Raw genomic sequence first — 18,460 nt, forward strand, 5'->3', positions numbered from 1 at the left:
GCGCCGCGACGGGCTCATTATAGGCGCGCCGGCGCCGGCCTTATTCCCGCCGCACCCGGTACCAGGCCGCGTACAGGGCGGGCAGGAACAGCATGGTCAGCAGGGTGGCGATGATCAGGCCGCCCATGATGCTCACCGCCATGGGCCCGAAGAAGACGTTGCGCGAGAGCGGGATCATGGCCAGCACGGCGGCCGAGGCGGTCAGGACGATGGGCCGGAAGCGGCGCACGGCGGAGCCGACGATGGCCTCCCAGCAGGACTTGCCGGCGACCAGGTCCTGGTCGATCTGGTCGATCAGGATGACCGAGTTGCGCATGATCATGCCCAGCATGGCGATCACCCCGAGCAGGGCCATGAAGCCGAACGGCTTGCCGAACAGGAGCAGGAAGGCGGCGACGCCGATGATGCCGAGCGGCGCCGTGAGCACCACCATGATGACGCGCGGGAAGTTCTGCAGCTGGATCATCAGCACCGTCAGCACCACGGCGACGAAGAACGGGATGCCGGCGAACACCGCGCGCTGGGCCTTGCCCGACTCCTCCACCGAGCCGCCGGTCTCGAGCAGGAAGCCGGCCGGCAGGGCGGCCCGCAGCGGCTCCAGGCGCGGCAGTATCTCGGCGGTCACGGTGGCCGGCTCGATGGCCGGGTCGTAGACGTTGGCGCGCACCGTGATGGTCGGCAGGCGGTTGCGGCGCCAGATCATGCCGGGCTCGAAGGCGTATTCCAGGCTGGCGACCTGGGCCAGCGGCACGCTCTTGCCGACCCGCGTCGGCACCGCCAGGTCGGCCAGGCGGCTCAGCTGATCGCGGTCCGCCTCGGCGCCGCGCAGTTCGACGTTGACGATGCGGTCGGCCTCCCGGTAGGCGGTCGCGGCGGTGCCGGTCAGGGTGGCGTTCAGGAAGGCGGCCAGGTCCTGGCTGCTGACGCCGAGCAAGCGCGCCTTGTCCTGGTCGATGACGACGCGGACGATCTTGGATTGCTCGTCCCAGTCGAACTGGACGTTGGAGACGTAGGGATTCTTGCGCATCACGTCGGCGACCTGGTGGGCCAGGCGGCGCAGGGTCGGGATGTCGGCGCCGGAGACCCGGAACTGCACCGGGAAGCCGACCGGCGGGCCGTTCTCGACCCGGAACACGGCGCCGCGCAGGCCGTGGAAGTCCTCGTCGAACCGCTTGATCAGGCGCTGGCGCACCGCCTCGCGGTCGGCGATGGACTTGGTCATGACCATGAACTGGCCGAAGTTGGCGGCCGGCAACTGCTGGTCCAGGCTCAGGTAGAAGCGCGGCGAGCCCCAGCCGACGTAGGCGGTGTAGTGCTCGACGCCGGGATCGGCGGCGAGGATGCGCTCCAGCTTGCGCACCTCGGTGTCGACGGCCTTGAGGGAGGCGCCCTGGGGCAGGCGCAGGTCGAGCACCAGTTCCAGGCGCACCGAGGACGGGAAGAACTGCTTCTGGACGATCTTCATGCCGTTCACGGCGACGACGAAGAGCAGCACCGTGGCGGCGATGACGATCCAGCGGTGCGCCACGCACCAGTCGATGAGCCGGCGCAGGCGGTGGTAGAAGGGCGTGTCGTAGACGTCGTGGCCGCCCTCCTCCACCGGCCCGGCCGGGCGCTCGCCGGCGAAGCCGAGCCGGCGCATGAGGGCGTACCGGCGGGTCGCCAGCCAGCCGTGGCTCTTCGGGGCATGCGGGTCGGGCAACAGCTTGTAGCCCAGGAACGGCACCACCAGCACGGCGGACAGCCAGGACAGCAGGAGGGCGGTGGCGTTGACCGAGAAAAAGGCGAAGGCGTACTCGCCGACCACCGACTTGGCGATCGCGATGGGCAGGAAGCCGGCCACGGTGACCAGGGTACCGGCCAGCATCGGCCCGGCCGTGCTGACGTAGGCGAACGAGGCGGCCCGGGTGCGTTCCCAGCCCTGCTCCATCTTCACCCACATCATCTCGACGGCGATGATGGCGTCGTCGACCAGGAGACCGAGGGCCAGGATGAGCGCGCCCAGGGACACCTTGTGCAGGCCGGTATCGGTCTGCCACATGACGAAGAAGGTCACCGCCAGGACCAGCGGGATGGTCAGGGCGACGACCATGCCGGTGCGGAAACCCAGGCTGATGAAGCTGACCAGGAGGACCACGCTGACCGCCTCGGCGAGCGACTGCACGAAGGAGCGGATCGAGAACCTGACCACCTCCGGCTGGTCGGCGACCCGGTTGATCTCGACCCCGAGCGGCAGCCGGCTGCGCAACTCGGCGATCTTGGCGTCCAGGTGTTCGCCGAGCAGGATGATGTCGCCGCCCTTGGCCATGGTGACGCCGACCCCGACGGCCGGCTGGCCCTGGTGGCGCATGGCCGGTTGCGGCGGCTCCGCATAGCCGCGGCTGACCCGGGCGATGTCGCCGATGCGGAAACTGCGCCCGCCGACCCGGATCACCGTGTCGCGCACCGCCTGCACGGTGTCGAAGGGCCCGCTGGCGCGCACGTAGATGCGCTCCGTGCCGGTCTCGAAGAAGCCGCTCTCGGCCAGCGCGTTCTGCTGCGCCAGGGCCTGGGCCAGGCTGTTTAGGTCGACGCCGAGGGTGGCCAGGCGGGCATTGTCGATGTCGATGTGGATGCGCTCGTCCTGGACGCCGTAGAGATCGACCTTGGCGACGTCGGGCACCCTGAGCAGGGCGTCGCGCACGTCGTCGGCGTAGTCCTTGAGCTGGGCATAGGACAGGCCCGGCCCGGTGATGGCGTAGATGTTGCCGAACACGTCCCCGAATTCGTCGTTGAAGAACGGCCCCTGGATGCCGGCCGGCAGGTTTTGGCGGATGTCGCCGATCTTCTTGCGCACCTGGTAGAAGATGTCCGGCACCGCCTTGGGCGGGGTCGACTCGTGGGCCAGGAACATCACCGTCGACTCGCCTGGGCGCGAGAAGCTGGTGATGCGGTCGACGTAGGGCACCTCCTGGAGCTTCTTCTCGATGCGGTCGGTGACCTGTTCCTCGACCTCTTGGGCCGAGGCGCCCGGCCACTTGGTCTGGACCACCATGAGCTTGAAGGTGAAGGCCGGGTCCTCGGCCTGGCCGAGGTGGCGGTAGCCGTACACGCCCATGAGCGCCAGCACGACCATGAAGTAGCCCATCAGGGCACGGTGGCGCAGGGCCCAGTCGGACAGGTTGAAACCGGTCATGGTCGCCTCAGCGGGCTTCGGTCTTGAAGGGCAGCGGCCGCACCGCCTGGCCGGCCACCAGCTTGTGGGCGCCGACCGCGACCACCGCCTCGCCGACCGCCACCCCGGCGGCGAGGACGACGCCGTCCTCGCGGTAGGCCGCCACCTTGACCGGCCGGCGCAGGGCCTTGCCCTGGGCGACGACCCAGACCTCCGGGCCCTGGCCGCGCTCGATCACCGCCGAGAGCGGCACCAGGATGCCGGGCACCCCGGCGTCCTCGGCGAGGGCGACCTGGGCGGTCATGCCCAACTGCACGTCCGCGCCGGCGTCGGGCAGGCTCACGCGCGCCGCGTAGGTGCGGGTCGCCGGATCGGCGGCCGGGGCGAGTTCGCGCAGGCGTCCGCGCAGGCGCAGGTCGGGCCGCGCCCACAGGGTCACGGCCAGCGAGTTGGCCGCCTTGAACGCGGCCAGCTGGCCTTCCGGCACGTAGACCAGGACTTCCTTCTCGTCCGGACGGGCGACCCGCACCACCGCCTGGCCGGCCGCGACCACCTGGCCCGGTTCGGCCAGCACCGCAGTGACGACGCCGGCCCGGTCGCTGGCCAGGGTGCCGTAGGCGGCCTGGTTGCCGGACACCGCCAGCTGCGCCCTGGCCTGGTCCAGGCGCGCCGCGGCCGCCTGCCAGGCGGTGGTCTTGGCGTCGAGCATGGCCGGGCTGACGAACTTGTCGCGGGCCAGGGCCGTGTAGCGGTCGAGGTCGGCCTTGGCCAGGGCGAGGTCGCTCTCGGCGGCGCTCACCTGGGCACGCACGGCGGCGACGTTGAGTTGCAGGTCGGCCGGGTCCAGGCGGGCCAGCACCGTGCCCGGGCGGACCTGGGCACCGACGTCGACCAGGCGCGCCACCAGCTTGCCGCCCACCCGGAAGGCCAGGTCCGCCTCATGGCGCGCGCGCACCTCGCCGGAATAGCTCGGCCCCTCGCTGCCGGCGGCGCCGGCGGCCGCCAGGACGAGGACCGAGGGCACCGGCGGCGCCGGCGGCTTGTCCTCCTTGCAGGCGGACAGCAGGCTGGCGGACAGGGCCAGGGCGAGGACGACGGCGGTGCGGCGGGCGGTCACGAAAGGGTCCTTCTCTGCGGGGCGACGACGGCCCGGCAATGAAGCCACGCCGGCGCCGTCCTGGCAAGGCCGTGAGCTGACAAAAGGCATGCGGACCCGACTGTCCGCTAGTCCGGAAGCGGGCGTTTTTTCGGGGATAATCGGGACACTGGAAACGAACCTCAGCGTGCCGTGGAAACCCATACCCTCAGCCAGGAAGAACATTACATCCGCCGCGAGCCCTACTACGAGGCGATCGGCGACGAGATCGCCATCTTCGAAGCGGCCTACAGGAACAAGCTGCCGGTGCTGCTCAAGGGCCCGACCGGCTGCGGCAAGACCCGCTTCATGGAGTACATGGCCTGGCGCCTGAAGCGCCCCCTCATCACGGTCTCCTGCCACGACGACCTGACCGCCTCCGACCTGGTCGGCCGCTACCTGGTCAAGGGCGGCGAGACGGTCTGGGTGGACGGCCCGCTCACCCGCGCCGTGCGGGTCGGCGGCATCTGCTACCTGGACGAGATCGTCGAGGCGCGCAAGGACACCATGGTGGTCATCCACCCGCTCGCCGACGACCGCCGCGCCCTGCCCATGGAGAAACTCGGCCAGCTCATCGAGGCGGGCGACGAGTTCTGCCTGGCCATCTCCTACAACCCCGGCTACCAGAGCGTGCTCAAGGACCTCAAGCAGTCGACCCGGCAACGTTTCGTGGCCATGGAGTTCGACTACCCGACCCCGGAACTGGAGCGCCGCATCGTCGCCAACGAGGCCGGGGTCGACGCCGGCCTGGCCGAGAAGCTGGTGCGCTTCGCCCACATGACCCGCAACCTGAAGGGCAGCGGCCTCGACGAAGGCGCCTCGACCCGCCTGCTGGTGCACGCCGGCAAGCTGATCGCCGGCGGCGTGGCGCCGGTGGTCGCCTGCCAGAGCGCCGTGGCCCAGGCGGTCACCGACGATCCCGACATGCTGGCGGCGATCCAGGAATTGTCGGCGTCGCTGTTCTAGGAGCCGGACGGTGGCGGAGCCGCTGACCCGGACCGAGATCGAGGCCAAGCTGGACGTCTGGCTGGAGACCGAGTTCACCTTCCACCAGGTCGGCCCGACCGCGCGCGCCCTGTGCCGGCTGGGCCGGACCGAGCAGGACTTCGTCCTCGACTGGATCAAGCGCATCGCCACCACCCACATCACCCTGGCGTTCGACTTCGCCAAGCGTGCCCCCGACCTGATCCGGCGCTTCGACCGGCGGGTCATCGAGGCCTGGGCGGTCCACCTGTGCGACACCTACGACCGCGCCGGCATGTACGCCGCCCTCGAGGTGGCCGGCCAGGTCGGCCAGTTCATGCGCCAGCGCGACAGCCAGGCGGCCGGCGCCCTGTTCGAGGACGTCGCCCCGGTGCTGGCCAACTTCGTGCACGGCCTGACCGGGCGCAAGCTCAAGCTGGAACAGGGCGAGGCGGTCTGGAGCGACGGCGAGAAGATCGTCCTGCCGGCCATCATCGCCGAACTGGAAGGCCGGGCCGACAACTTCAAGCTGGCCAAGGCCATGGTGGCCTTCCAATGGGCGCACACCCGCTATGGCACCCTGCGCGCCGACTGGCAGGCACTGACCGCCGGGCGCGCCGACCCGGCCCGCGCGCTGCGCCAGTTCCACGGCCTGGAGACCCTGCGCCTGGCGGCCTGCCTGGCGCGCGAGCTGCCCGGCCTGTATCGCGACATGAGCCACCTGTCCGCCCTCTTGGAGGCGCCCATCGACGCCGACTGGCAGGCCCTGGCGGCCCCCCTGGCCGAACCCGGCGCGACGCTCGCCGACAGCCTGGCCCGGCTCGACGCCGCCTGCGCCCTGGCCGATTTCCCGGCCCGCTGCTACCAGGGCGAGCTGCGCCCCGACGCGGTGGCGGCGGCGCGTGCCGCCCGCCTGGACAAGGAAAAGGCCCGCCTGCGCGTCAAGCTCGCCGACCTGGCGGAGGAGGCGCGCAAGCACAAGGCCGAGTCCGGCGCCGAGCCGGACAGCCGCTTCGAGGTCGCCACGGACGAGACCGACGGCCGCCTGGATTTCGAGATCACCCTGGACGGTGCCCCGGTGGCGCCGCCCGACGACGTGAAGCAACTGCTCACTTCCGTACACCTCGACTTCGGCGCGATCCCGCCCGAGTACCTGGTGCCGGCCGGCGACGGCGAGTACGACGCGAGCCAGTACGAGGACCAGCCGGTCGACCCGGACGCGGTCTGGCAGGGCACCTACCACGAGGAGGGGGCGCTGTTCTATCCGGAGTGGGACCTCGGCCGCCAGCACTACCGCAAGAACTGGTGCGTGATGCGCGAGAAGGAGGTGAAGCCGGTGTACGACGACTTCCCCGTCCGCACCCTCGCCAAGTACAGCGCCCTGGTCAAGCAGCTGCGCACCGGCTTCGAGGCCATGCGGGACGAGAACCGGCTCCTGAAACGGCAGACCCAGGGCGACGAGGTCGACCTCGACGCCCTGGTCGAGGCCCTGGCCGACGCCCACGACGGCCGCGAGATGAGCGACCGCCTGTTCATGCACATGCATCGCGCCGAGCGCAACATCGCGGTCGCCTTCATGGTCGACATGTCCGGCTCGACGCGCGGCTGGATCAACGAGGCCGAGCGCGAGGCCCTGATCCTGCTCTGCGAGGCGCTGGAACGCCTGGGCGACCGCTACGCGATCTACGGCTTCTCCGGGATCACGCGCAAACGCTGCGAGCTGTTCCGGATCAAGACCTTCGACGAGCCCTACACGGACGAGGTCCGCGCCCGCATCGCCGGCATCGCGGCGCAGGAATACACCCGCATGGGCTTCGCCATCCGCCACCTGAGCAAGCTGCTCGGCGAGGTCGAGGCGCGCACCCGGGTCCTGGTCACCCTCTCGGACGGCCGCCCGGACGACTACTTCGACCCCTATCGCGGGCCCTACGGCATCGAGGACACCCGCATGGCCCTGCTCGAGGCGCGCCGGGCCGGCATCCACCCGTTCTGCATCACCATCGACAAGGACGCGCGCGACTACCTGCCGCACATGTACGGCCCGGCCCGCTACGTCATCCTGGACGACGTCGGCGAACTGCCCGGCAAGGTGGCCGACATCTACCGGAGGCTGACCCACTGATGCAGCGCCCCGACATCCACCTCCACCGCTACTACAGCAACGGCGCCTACGGGCGCTCCTGGGGGGTGCGCATGATCACCGGCATCGCGACCGACCCGGAGACCGGCCTGGAGACGGTCAGCTTCAAGGGCGTCGCCGGCCGCTGCCGGCGCCAGGCCGGCACCTGCACGAGCAAGGAGTTCGTTCTCTGGGCCAAGTACGAGGTGGCCCTGAACGAGAACTCCTGGCTGCGGGTCGGCAACGACGAGGCCTGAAGCGGGGCGAAAAAAAGGCCGCCCGCAGGCGGCCTCCCGAGACGCGGCGGGGCGCTTACTTGGCCTTGCCGACGATCTCGATCTCGACCCGGCGGTTGGGTTCCAGGCAGGCGACCAGTTCCTTCTTGGCCAGCTTGGGATCGCACTGGACGACCGGCTGGGTATCGCCGACGCCGCTGGTGATGATGACGTTCGGCTTGACCCCCTTGGCGACCAAGTAGGACTTCACGGCCTTGGCGCGGCGCTCGGACAGCTTCTGGTTGGCGGCCGGCTTGCCGGTGATGTCGGCGTGGCCGACGATGCGGATCTGCTCGATCACACCCAGGCTCTTCAGCTTCGCGGCGACCTCGTCGAGGCGCTTCTTGCCTTCCTTGGACAGGTCCTTGATGCCGGACTTGCCGCTCCGGAACAGGGTGTCGCCGGACAGGACGATCTTGGTCTCCGGGGCGGCCGGCTTGACCACCACGGGGGCGGCCGGAGCGGCCTGGGCGACGACCGGGGCCGGGCTGCCGACCTTGGGCAGGAAGCCGGTCAGGTTGCTGAACAGTTCGGGGCTGAACATGTTGAAGCTGGCCACCGGATCGGCGCCCCAGGGGCTGGAGGCGCCGGCGACGGTGGCGGGACGCCAGCCGAACCAGGAGTTCGGGGTGGCGCCGGTGCCGGCCGGGTTCATCATGGCGCCGGCCATGCCGGTGTAGAGGGCCGGATTCATGACCGTACCCATGAAGTTCCAGGTACGCGGGTCCATGGCGGCCATGCCCCAGCGCATGTAGGTGTTGGGGTTCATGGTGGAGAACATCATGTCCCAGACGCGCGGGTCCATCGGCATCATCGCCCAGCGCATCATTTTGCCCGGGTCGGAGAACTGGGTCAGCATGGCCGTGTAGAAGGCCGGATCCATGCCGGCCTGCATCCAGCGCATGTACATGTTGGGATCGGCGAAGGCCATGTAGTTCTGCACCGCGGCCGGGGTGGCCATGGAGTTCATCATGTTGAGCCAGCCGCCGGGTTCCATGGCGCCCTTGGCGCCGGCGATGTAGAAGCCGGGCTCGGTCACGGCCTGGCTCCAGGGCACGAAGACGCGCGGATCCTTGAAGGCGCTGCCGTTCTGGGTGAAATCGGTCATCCGGGTCAGCCATTCCTCGGGGGTCCTGGGCGCAACCGGGGTGGTTTGCGAGACCGGGGCCACCGGCCAGGGCCAGAACACGGCCGGCGCGACGGGCGCGGGGGCGACGGGGACGGGTTGGGCAGCCTGGACGGCCGCCGCGGCGAATGCCAGAGCGAACAGGGGGACACGAAGATTCATGGGATTCCTTTCAGATTATCCGGGACCGCTAACGAAAATTAGATTTCTTATATATTCTAAACAAACCAAGTTGGTGTTGGCATGACAGCCGGCCTCCCGCGCGCCAACCAATCCGGTCTATGTTGCAGCCAAGCAAACGGGCCGGCAAGCCGGCCCGTTTACGTCAGTGTCCGCTCACTATCAGGCGAGCAGCGGCACGATCAGGAGGGCGACGATGTTGATGATCTTGATCAGCGGGTTGACGGCCGGGCCGGCGGTGTCCTTGTAGGGGTCGCCGACGGTGTCGCCGGTCACCGCCGCCTTGTGGGCCTCGGAACCCTTGCCGCCGAAGTTGCCTTCCTCGATGTACTTCTTGGCGTTGTCCCAGGCGCCGCCGCCGGTGGTCATGGAGATGGCCACGAAGATGCCGGTGATGATGGTGCCGAGCAGGACGCCGCCGAGCGCCTTGGGGCCGAGGATCAGGCCGACCAGGACCGGGACCAGGACGGGCAGCAGCGACGGGATCATCATTTCCTTGATGGCGGCCTTGGTCAGCATGTCGACGCAGGTGCCGTACTCGGGCTTGGCGGTGCCGTCCATGATGCCCTTGATCTCGCGGAACTGGCGCCGCACTTCCACGACGATGGCGCCGGCGGCGCGGCCGACCGCTTCCATGCCCATGGCACCGAACAGGTAGGGCACCATGCCGCCGATGAACAGGCCGATGATGACCATGTGGTCGGACAGGTCGAACACGGCGGAGATGCCGTTGGCCTGCAGGGCGTGGGTGTAGTCGGCGAACAGGACCAGGGCGGCCAGGCCCGCGGAGCCGATGGCATAGCCCTTGGTGACGGCCTTGGTGGTGTTGCCGACGGCGTCGAGCGGGTCGGTGATGTTGCGGATTTCCTCGGGCAGCTCGGCCATCTCGGCGATGCCGCCGGCGTTGTCGGTGACCGGACCGTAGGCGTCCAAGGCGACGATGATGCCGGTCATGGACAGCATGGAGGTGGCGGCGATGGCGATGCCGTACAGGCCGCCCAGGGCGTAGGCAGCGTAGATCGCGGCGCACACGGCGACCACCGGGGCGGCGGTGGCCTTCATCGAGACGCCGAGGCCGGCGATGATGTTGGTGCCGTGGCCGGTGGTGGAGGCCTGGGCGATGTGCCGGACCGGGCTGTACTCGGTGGCGGTGTAGTACTCGGTGATCACCACCATGGCGGCGGTCAGGAGCAGGCCGATGATGGAGGCCAGGTACAGGTTCATCGAGGACACGGTGGTGCCGTCGGTCATGGTGACGCCGTCGCCCAGCATCATGGTGGTGACCGGGTAGAAGGCGATCAGGGCAATCGCACCGGCCACGGCGAGGCCGCGGTAGAGGGCGTTCATGATCTTGCCGCCTTCGCGCGCCTTGACGAAGTAGGTGCCGATGATGGAGGCGATGATGGAGACGCCGCCCAGGACCAGCGGATAGGCCACCGCGTTGGCGACACCCGCCGGGGCGACCATCAGGGCGCCCAGGAGCATGGTGGCGACCGTGGTCACGGCGTAGGTCTCGAACAGGTCGGCGGCCATGCCGGCGCAGTCGCCAACGTTGTCGCCGACGTTGTCGGCGATCACGGCCGGGTTGCGCGGATCGTCCTCGGGGATGCCGGCCTCGACCTTGCCCACCAGGTCGGCGCCGACGTCGGCGCCCTTGGTGAAGATGCCGCCGCCAAGACGGGCGAAGATGGAGATCAGGGAACCGCCGAAGCCGAGACCGACCAGGGCGTGCACGGCATCGGTGATGCCGACGCCGGTCCCGGTGAGGATGACGTAGTAGCCGGCGACACCGAGGAGGCCGAGGCCGACCACCAGCAGGCCGGTGATGGCGCCACCCTTGAAGGCGACGTTGAGGGCGGCGTTGAGGCCGTCGTGGGCGGCCTGGGCGGTGCGCACGTTGGCGCGCACCGAGACGTTCATGCCGATGAAGCCGGCGGCACCGGACAGCACGGCGCCAATGGCGAAGCCGATCGCGGTGGACAGATGCAGGAAGGCGGCGATGAGCACGAACAGCACGACGCCGACCAGGCCGATGGTGGTGTACTGGCGTTTGAGGTAGGCCTGCGCGCCTTCCTGAACCGCGGCGGAGATCGCCCGCATACGGTCGTTGCCGGTGGGCAACGCCAAAATCCATTTGATGGACATGACCCCGTACAACAAGGCCAACACCGCCGCCACAAGGGCGAACATCAAGCCTTCACTCATCACGCATCTCCTAAAGAATTGGTAAAAACGTATCTTGACCCGGCGTCATTCTGACGCCGGACCGGCGGTATATTAGGACTCCGCAATCCTGATTAACAACAAAAAAAAGTTCACGGATAGGGTTTTCCGATGGCGAGCCCGCCCTCGAACCGGGTGCCCGGCTCGAAACCGAAAATCTCGTCCAGGGCGAATTCCCGGATCAGCCCGTCGACGGCCGCCTGGCCGTGTTCCTTCATCACCTCGGACAGGATCAGCTTGGCCGAATTGGCGTTGTAGAAGCCGCCGAAGTCGGCCTGGACTTTGATCAGCTGGCGGGCGCGGTCGAGGGTCATGGATTCCTTGTCCGAAAATGAGGGAGGGCGCCGAAGCGCCCTCCCGACCGGTCAGAGCTTGAATTCGGGCAGCTTCTTGGCCACCGTGACGTTCTTCATGGTCACGTACACCGGCAGGCCGTCGGCGCCGTACTTCGGATAGTCCTCACCTTCGACCAGGCCGGTCAGATAGTTGATGCACTTCTTGGTGACGCCGTAGCCGTCCTTGCTGATGAAGTCGCGCGGCATGAACTTCTCGACGTTGGCGACATCCTTCAGCTCGGCGTAGCCCAGCTTGTACTTGTAGGGGATGTCGGACACGCGGTCGATGGTCGGCATGACCGAGTTGTGGCCCTTGACCGCCAGCTCGACGGCCTTCTTGCCCAGCGCGTAGGCCTGCTTGACGTCGGTCTTGGAGGCGATGTGGCGGGCGGCACGCTGCAGGTAGTCGGCCACGGCCCAGTGGAACTTGTGGCCCAGCGCGTCCTTGATCATGTTGGCGACCACCGGGGCGGCGCCGCCCAGCTGGGCATGGCCGAAGGCGTCGCGGGTGCCCTGCTCGGCCAGGAACTTGCCGTCCGGGTAGTGGCAGCCTTCGGAAACGACGATGGTGCAGTAGCCGTATTCCTTGACCTTGGCATCGACCGCGGCGATGAACTTGGCCTGGTCGAACTCGATCTCGGGGAACAGGATCACGACCGGGATGCCTTGCTCGGCGACCAGGCCGCCGGCGGCGGCGATCCAGCCGGCGTGCCGGCCCATCACCTCGACCACGAAGATCTTGGTCGAGGTCTTGGCCATGGAGCGCACGTCGTAGGAGGCTTCCAGGGTGGACACGGCGATGTACTTGGCGACGGAGCCGAAGCCCGGGCAGCAGTCGGTGATGGGCAGGTCGTTGTCCACGGTCTTGGGCACGTGGATGGCCTGGATGGGATAGCCCATGGCCTCGGACAGCTGGGACACCTTGTAGCAGGTGTCGGCCGAGTCGCCGCCGCCGTTGTAGAAGAAGTAGCCGATGTTGTGGGCCTTGAAGACCTCGATCAGGCGCTCGTATTCGCGCTTGTTGGCGTCCAGGGACTTGAGCTTGAAGCGGCAGGAACCGAAGGCGCCCGACGGGGTGGAACGCAGGGCGGCGATGGCGGCATCCGACTCCTTGCTGGTGTCGATCAGTTCCTCGGTCAGGGCGCCGATGATGCCGTTCTTGCCGGCATACACCTTGCCGATGACGTCGGAGTGCTTGCGGCAGGTCTCGATGACACCGCAGGCGGACGCGTTGATGACGGCCGTGACGCCGCCGGACTGGGCATAGAAGGCGTTCTTTTTCTTCGCCATGTTTCGATTCCCTTAACGTGTTTACAAACAAAAACGGGAGCCCGCTGGCTCCCGTATCAACTCATTGCTGGCCGACTTCCTCGGCGCGCCGGTGTGCTGCCTCTTCCTGCATCTTGAGGGTCGTCACCAGGCAGTCGCCCAGGTTGTCGTACTCCTCCTTGCCGGTCGCGAAGCGATCCTTGACCGACCAGAAGAACATGCTGCGGAACTTGTCGACACCGGTCTTGGCGACGACGAACCGGCAGCTGTCGGCGTCCTCCCAGTACACCGCCGGACAGGCCGTCAGCTCGCGGTCGGCCGGCGTCAGGCGCACCTCGGTCTCGACCTCCTGGAAATCGACGGCCTGGCCGTAGCGCTCCTTGAGGGCGGCGTCGACCAGGCGCAGTTCCGCCTCGGTGTAGTCGGGGATGGCCGGGACGCTCACTTCTTGACCGAATCCAGGCCGGCGAAGACGGCGGCGGTGATGCTGTCCACGGAGCCGACGCCGGACACCTTGATGTACTTGGGCGCATCGGCGGCACCGGTGTTGCCCCAGTCGCCGTAGAACTTGACCAGCGGCTCGGTCTGGGCGTGGTAGACGTCGAGGCGCTTCTTGACGGTCTCTTCCTTGTCGTCGTCGCGCTGGATCAGGTCCTCGCCGGTGACGTCGTCCTTGCCGGCGACCTTGGGCGGGTTGAAGACGACGTGATAGGTGCGGCCGGAGGCCACGTGGACGCGGCGGCCGGACATGCGCTTGATGATCTCTTCGTCGGGGACGTCGATCTCGACCACGGCATCCAGGGGCACGCCGGCGGCCTTCAAGGCATCGGCCTGGGGAATGGTGCGCGGGAAGCCGTCGAACAGGTAGCCGGCCTTGCAGTCGTCCTGGGTCAGGCGCTCCTTGACCATACCGATGATGATGTCGTCGGACACCAGCCCGCCGGCGTCCATGATCTTCTTGGCGGCGACGCCCAGCTCGGTGCCCGCCTTGACGTGGGCACGCAGCATGTCGCCGGTGGAGATCTGGGGAATGCCGTACTTTTCCTTGATGAAGTTGGCCTGGGTGCCCTTGCCCGCGCCGGGGCCGCCGAGAAGAATCAGTCGCATGAAAAACCTCTTAAAAACGGCCCGCCTTGGACGGGCGCAATGGTTATCGGGACGAAAAATTACAGCGGGCAAGGGTAGTCAACCACCCCCTCCTTTGACAGTCAATTTTTTGTATCAAGTTATAAGCCGAGGTTATTACAACCTTTGACGTCTTCAATACTCGGCGAACAAGCGGCGCACCATCTCGAGGTCGGCGGGAGTGTCGACGCCGGGTGGCATCGGCCGGTCGATGGTCAGCACGGCGATGCGGTAGCCGTGGTAGAGGGCGCGCAGCTGCTCCAGGGATTCGAAGGCCTCGATGGCCGGCCTGGGCAGGCCCAGGTAGGCCTTGAGGAAGCCGACCCGGTAGGCGTAGAGGCCGACGTGGCGGTAGACCGGCAGCTCCGCCGGCAGGCTGCGCTCCTTGCCGTCCCAGGCGTCGCGCGCCCAGGGAATGGGCGCGCGCGAGAAGTACAGGGCGTGGCCGTCGCGGTCCAGGACCACCTTGACCAGGTTCGGGTTCATCACCTCGTCGAGGTCGAGCAGGGGGTGGCAGACCGTGGCCATGGCGGCACCGGTGCGTTCGTGCAGCAGGGTGGCGGTGGCCCGGATCAGCTCCGGGTCGATGAGCGGCTCGTCGCCCTGGACGTTGACCACCACGGTGTCGTCCGGCCAGCCCATGCGGGTGGCCACCTCGGCCAGGCGGTCGGTACCGGATGGGCAATCGGGCGAGGTCAGGCAGACCTCGACGCCGTGCCGGCGCGCCGCCTGCGCCACCTCGCCGTGGTCGGTCGCGACCAGGACGTGGCTCGCCCCGCTCGCCGCGGCGCGTTCCGCCACGCGTACCACCATGGGCTTGCCGGCGATGTCGGCGAGCGGCTTGCCGGGCAGACGGGTCGAGGCATGACGGGCGGGAACCACGGCAACGAATGGATAGGTCATATGCTTCTGTCTAAGTGCGGACGATTTGTTTATGCTCGCGGAACCCGCGCGAAAATTCCAGTCCCTGGCCATGGCCGAACCCCGATCCCAGCAACGCCTGCCGAAACGGCTGTCCCGCCTGCTCGTGGTCGGCTTCGCCGTGCTGATCGGCCTGATGTCGGTGCTGGTGCTGAACTCGGTCCTCAACCTGCGCGCCCAGGAGGCCCGGGTGGCGGGCACCGTCGAGCTGCGCAACCGCAAGATCGAGCTCGCCACCGACCTCCTCATGGCCACCTACAGCCGGCACAACAGCCTGGTCTACCAGACCATCGTCGGCGACCCGTTCGAACAGGACGACCATTTCCAGCAGTTCATCAAATGGGGCTACGAGGTCGGCAAGGCGCGCAACGCGCTGCGGGCGATGCGCCTGGACGGCTTCGAGACCGCCCGGCTGGCCGACCAGGATGCCCTGCTCGCCCGCATCGTCGAGTTGCACGACCGCATCAGCGACCTGGCCCGCCAGGGCCGCGCCGAACAGGCCCGGCAGCTGATCGCCGTCGACCTGCGCCCCGACAACCTGAAGTTCATCGACAGCGTCGACCAGCTCGAGCACTACGAACGCGACCGCATCCAGGCCGAACTGGACGCGGCCCGGTCGGCCAGCCGGCGCGCCATCTTCGTCGCGGTCGGGCTCGGCAGCGCCATCGTCCTGCTCGCCTGCGCCATCGCCTACCTGACCTACCGCCAGATGGGCCGCTACGCCGACACCATCGACGAACAGATGCGGGCCCTGGAGCAGCACAGCGCCCAGCTGAAGCACGAGGCCACCCACGACCCGCTCACCGGCCTGGCCAACCGCAGCCTGTTCTACCACCGCCTGACCGAGGCGCTGACCCGGGCCGGCCAGGACCAGCTCAAGGCCACCGTGCTCTACGTCGACCTGGACGACTTCAAGCCGGTCAACGACCGCTACGGCCACGCCGTCGGCGACAGCCTGCTCCAGGTCGTGGCCGGACGCCTGCTCGGCTCCGTGCGCACCACCGACACCGTCGCCCGCCTGGGCGGCGACGAATTCGCGGTGATCCTGCTCGGGGTCGGCGAGGCGAGCCGGATCAGCCGCTTCGAGGAGGCCATACGGGCCAACCTGGTACGCCCCTTCGAGATCGACGGCGCCGAACTGGTGCCGTCATGCAGCTGCGGCCACGCCGTCTACCCGGACGACGGCGTGGGCATGGACACCTTGCTGCACGCGGCCGACGAGCGCATGTACGCGGCCAAGCGCGCACGCAAAGGCGGCGCGGCCGGCTAAATCGCCGGCGCCCGCCGGCGCGAACTGCTAGAATCCGCTCCGGCAAGGTGCCCGGAGGCGAAGGCCGACGGGATAATCGGGAAACAGGTGCAATGCCTGTGCTGCCCCCGCAACGGTAAGCGTGCGTGGACGCGTCACTCCGGCCACTGGGAGACCTCCCGGGAAGGCGACGCGTCGAACCCCCGCGAGCCCGGAGACCGGCCTGCCACGATCCCTGAGCAAACCGCGGGAGGCGGTCGCCGGAACAGGAACTTCGAGCCTTTCCGCCATCGCCCGCCCGCCCACACGCGAACGGCGGGTTCGCGAGAAAGGCAACGCATGAATACGCGTCTTCTGGCCATCGCCTGTGCCATGGCCTGTCACCTCCCGGCGCGCGCCGAGACCCCCTATGCCCTCGACGAGATCGTCGTCACGGCGAGCCGCTTCGAGCAGGAACGAGTGATCCAACCCGCACAGGTGCGGGTCATCGGCCCCGACGAGATCGCCGCCAGCAACGCCCTGACCGTCCCCGACCTGCTCGAGCGGGCGGCGGGCCTGAGCGTGCGCAGCCTGTACGGCGACACCCCTAGCGCCGTGGAACTCGACGCCCGCGGCTACGGCGAGACCGGCAGCAGCCACGTCCTGGTCCTGCTCGACGGACGCCGCCTGAACGCCCCCGATTCGAATGCCGTCGACATGTGGTCGACCATTCCGCTGTCGCGCGTCGAGCGCATCGAGGTGCAGTACGGCGGCGGCACCGTCCTGTACGGCGACAACGCGGTCGGCGCGGTGGTCAACATCGTCACCCGCGACGACCGCTCGGCAACGACGTCGAGCGGCCGGGCCGGGCTCACCGCCGGCAGCTTCGGCACCCTTCAGGGCAACGGCGCCCTGACTCTGGCCGGACCGGCGCTGACCGGCCGCCTGGACGTCGCCGCGACCCGCAGCGACGGCTATCGCGACCACGAGCGGTCACACGGCGCCAGCGCCGGCGGCCGCATCGCCACCCGGCCGGGCGATCTGTCCGCCTTCGTCGACTTCGGCCTCGGCCGCCTGGACGCCGATCTGCCCGGCTACCTGACCCTCGACCAGGCACGCGCCGACCCGCGCGCCTCCGTGGCCGGCAACGGCCAGGGCGACTCGCAGCGGGATACCTGGCATCTGCGCCCGGGCCTGGTCTACAAACCGGCCGAAGGGGTGACCGTGCAGGCCGAACTGGGCTACGACGCCAACCACCTGGACAGCGCCCTCAGCTACGACATCGGCGGCGGCTATCTGGCCACCAGCCGGGTCGCCAACGACTACGACACCCTGTCCTTCACCCCGCGCCTGAACCTGCTGCACCGCCTGTTCGGCCTGGATGCCGAGAGCGTGCTCGGGGTCGATCTCTACCGCACCGACTTCGACTCCAAACGCGACTACTTCGGCGTCACCCGCCTGAACATGCGCCAGGACAGCCAGGCCCTCTATGCCCAGACCAGCCTGCACGTCGGCGCCGGCACCGTGGTCACGGCCGGCGCCCGCCGCCAGCGGGTCGACCAGTCCCTGGACCGCACCGCCAGCAGCGACCTCGACAACGACCAGGCGCGCACCGCCTGGGACCTCGGCATCAGCCAGCAGCTGACCCCCTCGGCCCGTCTGTTCGCCCGCCACGGCCGCGTGTTCCGGTTCGCCAGGAGCGACGAGTTGACCACCTATACCGGGCTGGGCATCCCGCTGCGTCCCGAGCACGGCCGCAGCAGCGACGTCGGCATCGACTGGCACGGCGGCCGGGGCCGGCTGCAGGCGACCCTGTACCGCCAGGACCTGGCCGACGAGATCGCCTACAACGCCAATCCCGACGGCGACTGGTCGACCTACGACGGCCGCAACGAGAACCTCCAGCGCACCCGCCACCAGGGTCTGACCGTCGACGCCAGCCTGAAACTGGCCGCCGACCTGCTGGCCCGGGCCGGCTACAGCTATACGAAGGCCTATTTCACCGCCGGCGCCGACAGCGGCAAGACCATCCCGCTGGTTCCCCGCCAGGAGGCGAGGCTCGGCCTGAACTGGCGCATCAGCCCGGAGTGGCAGGCCGACGGCCGCCTGAACTGGTCCAGTTCGCGCTATTACGGCAGCGACACCGACAACAGTGCCGCCCGCCTGGCCGGCTTCCTGACGGTCGACCTCGCCGCCACCTGGCAGCGCGGCGCCTGGCAGGTGCGCCTGGATGGCCGCAACCTGACCGACAAGCACTACGCCACCACCGGCTTCGAGTACCTGGCCAGCCAGTACCCGGCCGACGGGCGTGCCTTCTACCTGTCCCTCGCCTACGAGGGCGACCTCTGAGACGTGGCCCCGGCGCCGGCAAAATGGATAGAATGTCGGCGCCGCAACGAAAGGATAC

14 protein-coding genes and 1 riboswitch are annotated in these 18,460 nt (G+C 68.6%); of the genes, 5 read left to right on the plus strand and 9 right to left on the minus strand.

What is annotated here, in order from left to right; all coding sequences use genetic code 11:
* Positions 1-40 precede the first annotated feature (40 nt).
* Together EZJ19_RS10345 and EZJ19_RS10350 are read right to left on the minus strand one after the other, a co-directional pair.
* Positions 41-3,175, minus strand: a complete 3,135-nt coding sequence (locus tag EZJ19_RS10345) for an efflux RND transporter permease subunit (RefSeq protein WP_131447293.1) — start codon at positions 3,173-3,175, stop codon at positions 41-43.
* A 7-nt stretch (positions 3,176-3,182) separates the two neighbouring features.
* Positions 3,183-4,271: an efflux RND transporter periplasmic adaptor subunit gene (locus EZJ19_RS10350; protein WP_206199397.1), complete on the minus strand. Its 1,089-nt coding sequence runs from the start codon at positions 4,269-4,271 to the stop codon at positions 3,183-3,185.
* A 171-nt stretch (positions 4,272-4,442) separates the two neighbouring features.
* Here EZJ19_RS10350 and EZJ19_RS10355 point away from each other — a divergent pair, with 171 nt between their 5' ends.
* From EZJ19_RS10355 to EZJ19_RS10365, 3 genes are read left to right on the plus strand one after another with little or no spacing between them, the layout of a single operon-like run.
* A complete protein-coding gene (locus EZJ19_RS10355; protein ID WP_131447297.1) occupies positions 4,443-5,255 on the plus strand; it encodes a CbbQ/NirQ/NorQ/GpvN family protein in 813 nt (270 codons plus the stop codon).
* 10 nt (positions 5,256-5,265) lie between these two features.
* Positions 5,266-7,374, plus strand: a complete 2,109-nt coding sequence (locus tag EZJ19_RS10360; protein WP_131447299.1) for a nitric oxide reductase activation protein NorD — start codon at positions 5,266-5,268, stop codon at positions 7,372-7,374.
* Entirely contained in the window at positions 7,374-7,628 is a 255-nt protein-coding gene (locus tag EZJ19_RS10365; protein WP_131447301.1) for a hypothetical protein, read from the plus strand. The genes EZJ19_RS10360 and EZJ19_RS10365 overlap by 1 nt, the downstream gene beginning before the upstream one ends.
* A gap of 55 nt (positions 7,629-7,683) precedes the next feature.
* On the opposite strand, the gene EZJ19_RS10370 is transcribed toward EZJ19_RS10365, so the two are convergent.
* The 7 genes from EZJ19_RS10370 to kdsB form a co-directional block, all read right to left on the minus strand.
* Entirely contained in the window at positions 7,684-8,934 is a 1,251-nt protein-coding gene (locus EZJ19_RS10370; protein WP_131447303.1) for an OmpA family protein, read from the minus strand.
* 180 nt (positions 8,935-9,114) lie between these two features.
* Complete coding sequence (locus EZJ19_RS10375) at positions 9,115-11,157, minus strand: sodium-translocating pyrophosphatase (RefSeq protein ID WP_131447305.1); 2,043 nt, start codon at positions 11,155-11,157, stop codon at positions 9,115-9,117.
* Between the two features lie 110 nt (positions 11,158-11,267).
* The gene (locus EZJ19_RS10380; RefSeq protein ID WP_131447307.1) at positions 11,268-11,489 is read right to left on the minus strand and encodes a hypothetical protein; all 222 of its coding nucleotides are present in this window, start codon (positions 11,487-11,489) and stop codon (positions 11,268-11,270) included.
* Positions 11,490-11,540: 51 nt separating this feature from the next.
* A complete protein-coding gene (locus EZJ19_RS10385; RefSeq protein ID WP_131447309.1) occupies positions 11,541-12,800 on the minus strand; it encodes a 6-phosphofructokinase in 1,260 nt (419 codons plus the stop codon).
* Positions 12,801-12,861: 61 nt separating this feature from the next.
* Positions 12,862-13,224 carry a hypothetical protein gene (locus tag EZJ19_RS10390; RefSeq protein ID WP_131447311.1) on the minus strand — a complete coding sequence of 121 codons (363 nt, stop codon included), beginning with the start codon at positions 13,222-13,224 and terminating at the stop codon, positions 12,862-12,864.
* Positions 13,221-13,886, minus strand: a complete 666-nt coding sequence (gene adk / locus EZJ19_RS10395; RefSeq protein ID WP_131447312.1) for an adenylate kinase — start codon at positions 13,884-13,886, stop codon at positions 13,221-13,223. Before adk ends, EZJ19_RS10390 begins: the two co-directional genes overlap by 4 nt.
* Positions 13,887-14,039: 153 nt before the next feature.
* Positions 14,040-14,807 carry a 3-deoxy-manno-octulosonate cytidylyltransferase gene (gene kdsB, locus EZJ19_RS10400; protein WP_131447314.1) on the minus strand — a complete coding sequence of 256 codons (768 nt, stop codon included), beginning with the start codon at positions 14,805-14,807 and terminating at the stop codon, positions 14,040-14,042.
* Positions 14,808-14,838: 31 nt separating this feature from the next.
* Between kdsB and EZJ19_RS10405 the strand changes: the two genes are divergently transcribed.
* Both EZJ19_RS10405 and EZJ19_RS10410 read left to right on the plus strand, forming a co-directional pair.
* Positions 14,839-16,095 carry a diguanylate cyclase domain-containing protein gene (locus tag EZJ19_RS10405; RefSeq protein WP_131447316.1) on the plus strand — a complete coding sequence of 419 codons (1,257 nt, stop codon included), beginning with the start codon at positions 14,839-14,841 and terminating at the stop codon, positions 16,093-16,095.
* A 28-nt stretch (positions 16,096-16,123) separates the two neighbouring features.
* A riboswitch (cobalamin riboswitch) is annotated at positions 16,124-16,315 on the plus strand.
* Positions 16,316-16,413: 98 nt separating this feature from the next.
* The gene (locus EZJ19_RS10410; protein ID WP_131447318.1) at positions 16,414-18,402 is read left to right on the plus strand and encodes a TonB-dependent receptor; all 1,989 of its coding nucleotides are present in this window, start codon (positions 16,414-16,416) and stop codon (positions 18,400-18,402) included.
* The last annotated feature ends 58 nt before the right edge of the window (positions 18,403-18,460 follow it).

The organism is Parasulfuritortus cantonensis (assembly GCF_004337445.1).
GTDB classification, from domain to species: Bacteria; Pseudomonadota; Gammaproteobacteria; order Burkholderiales; family Thiobacillaceae; genus Parasulfuritortus; species Parasulfuritortus cantonensis.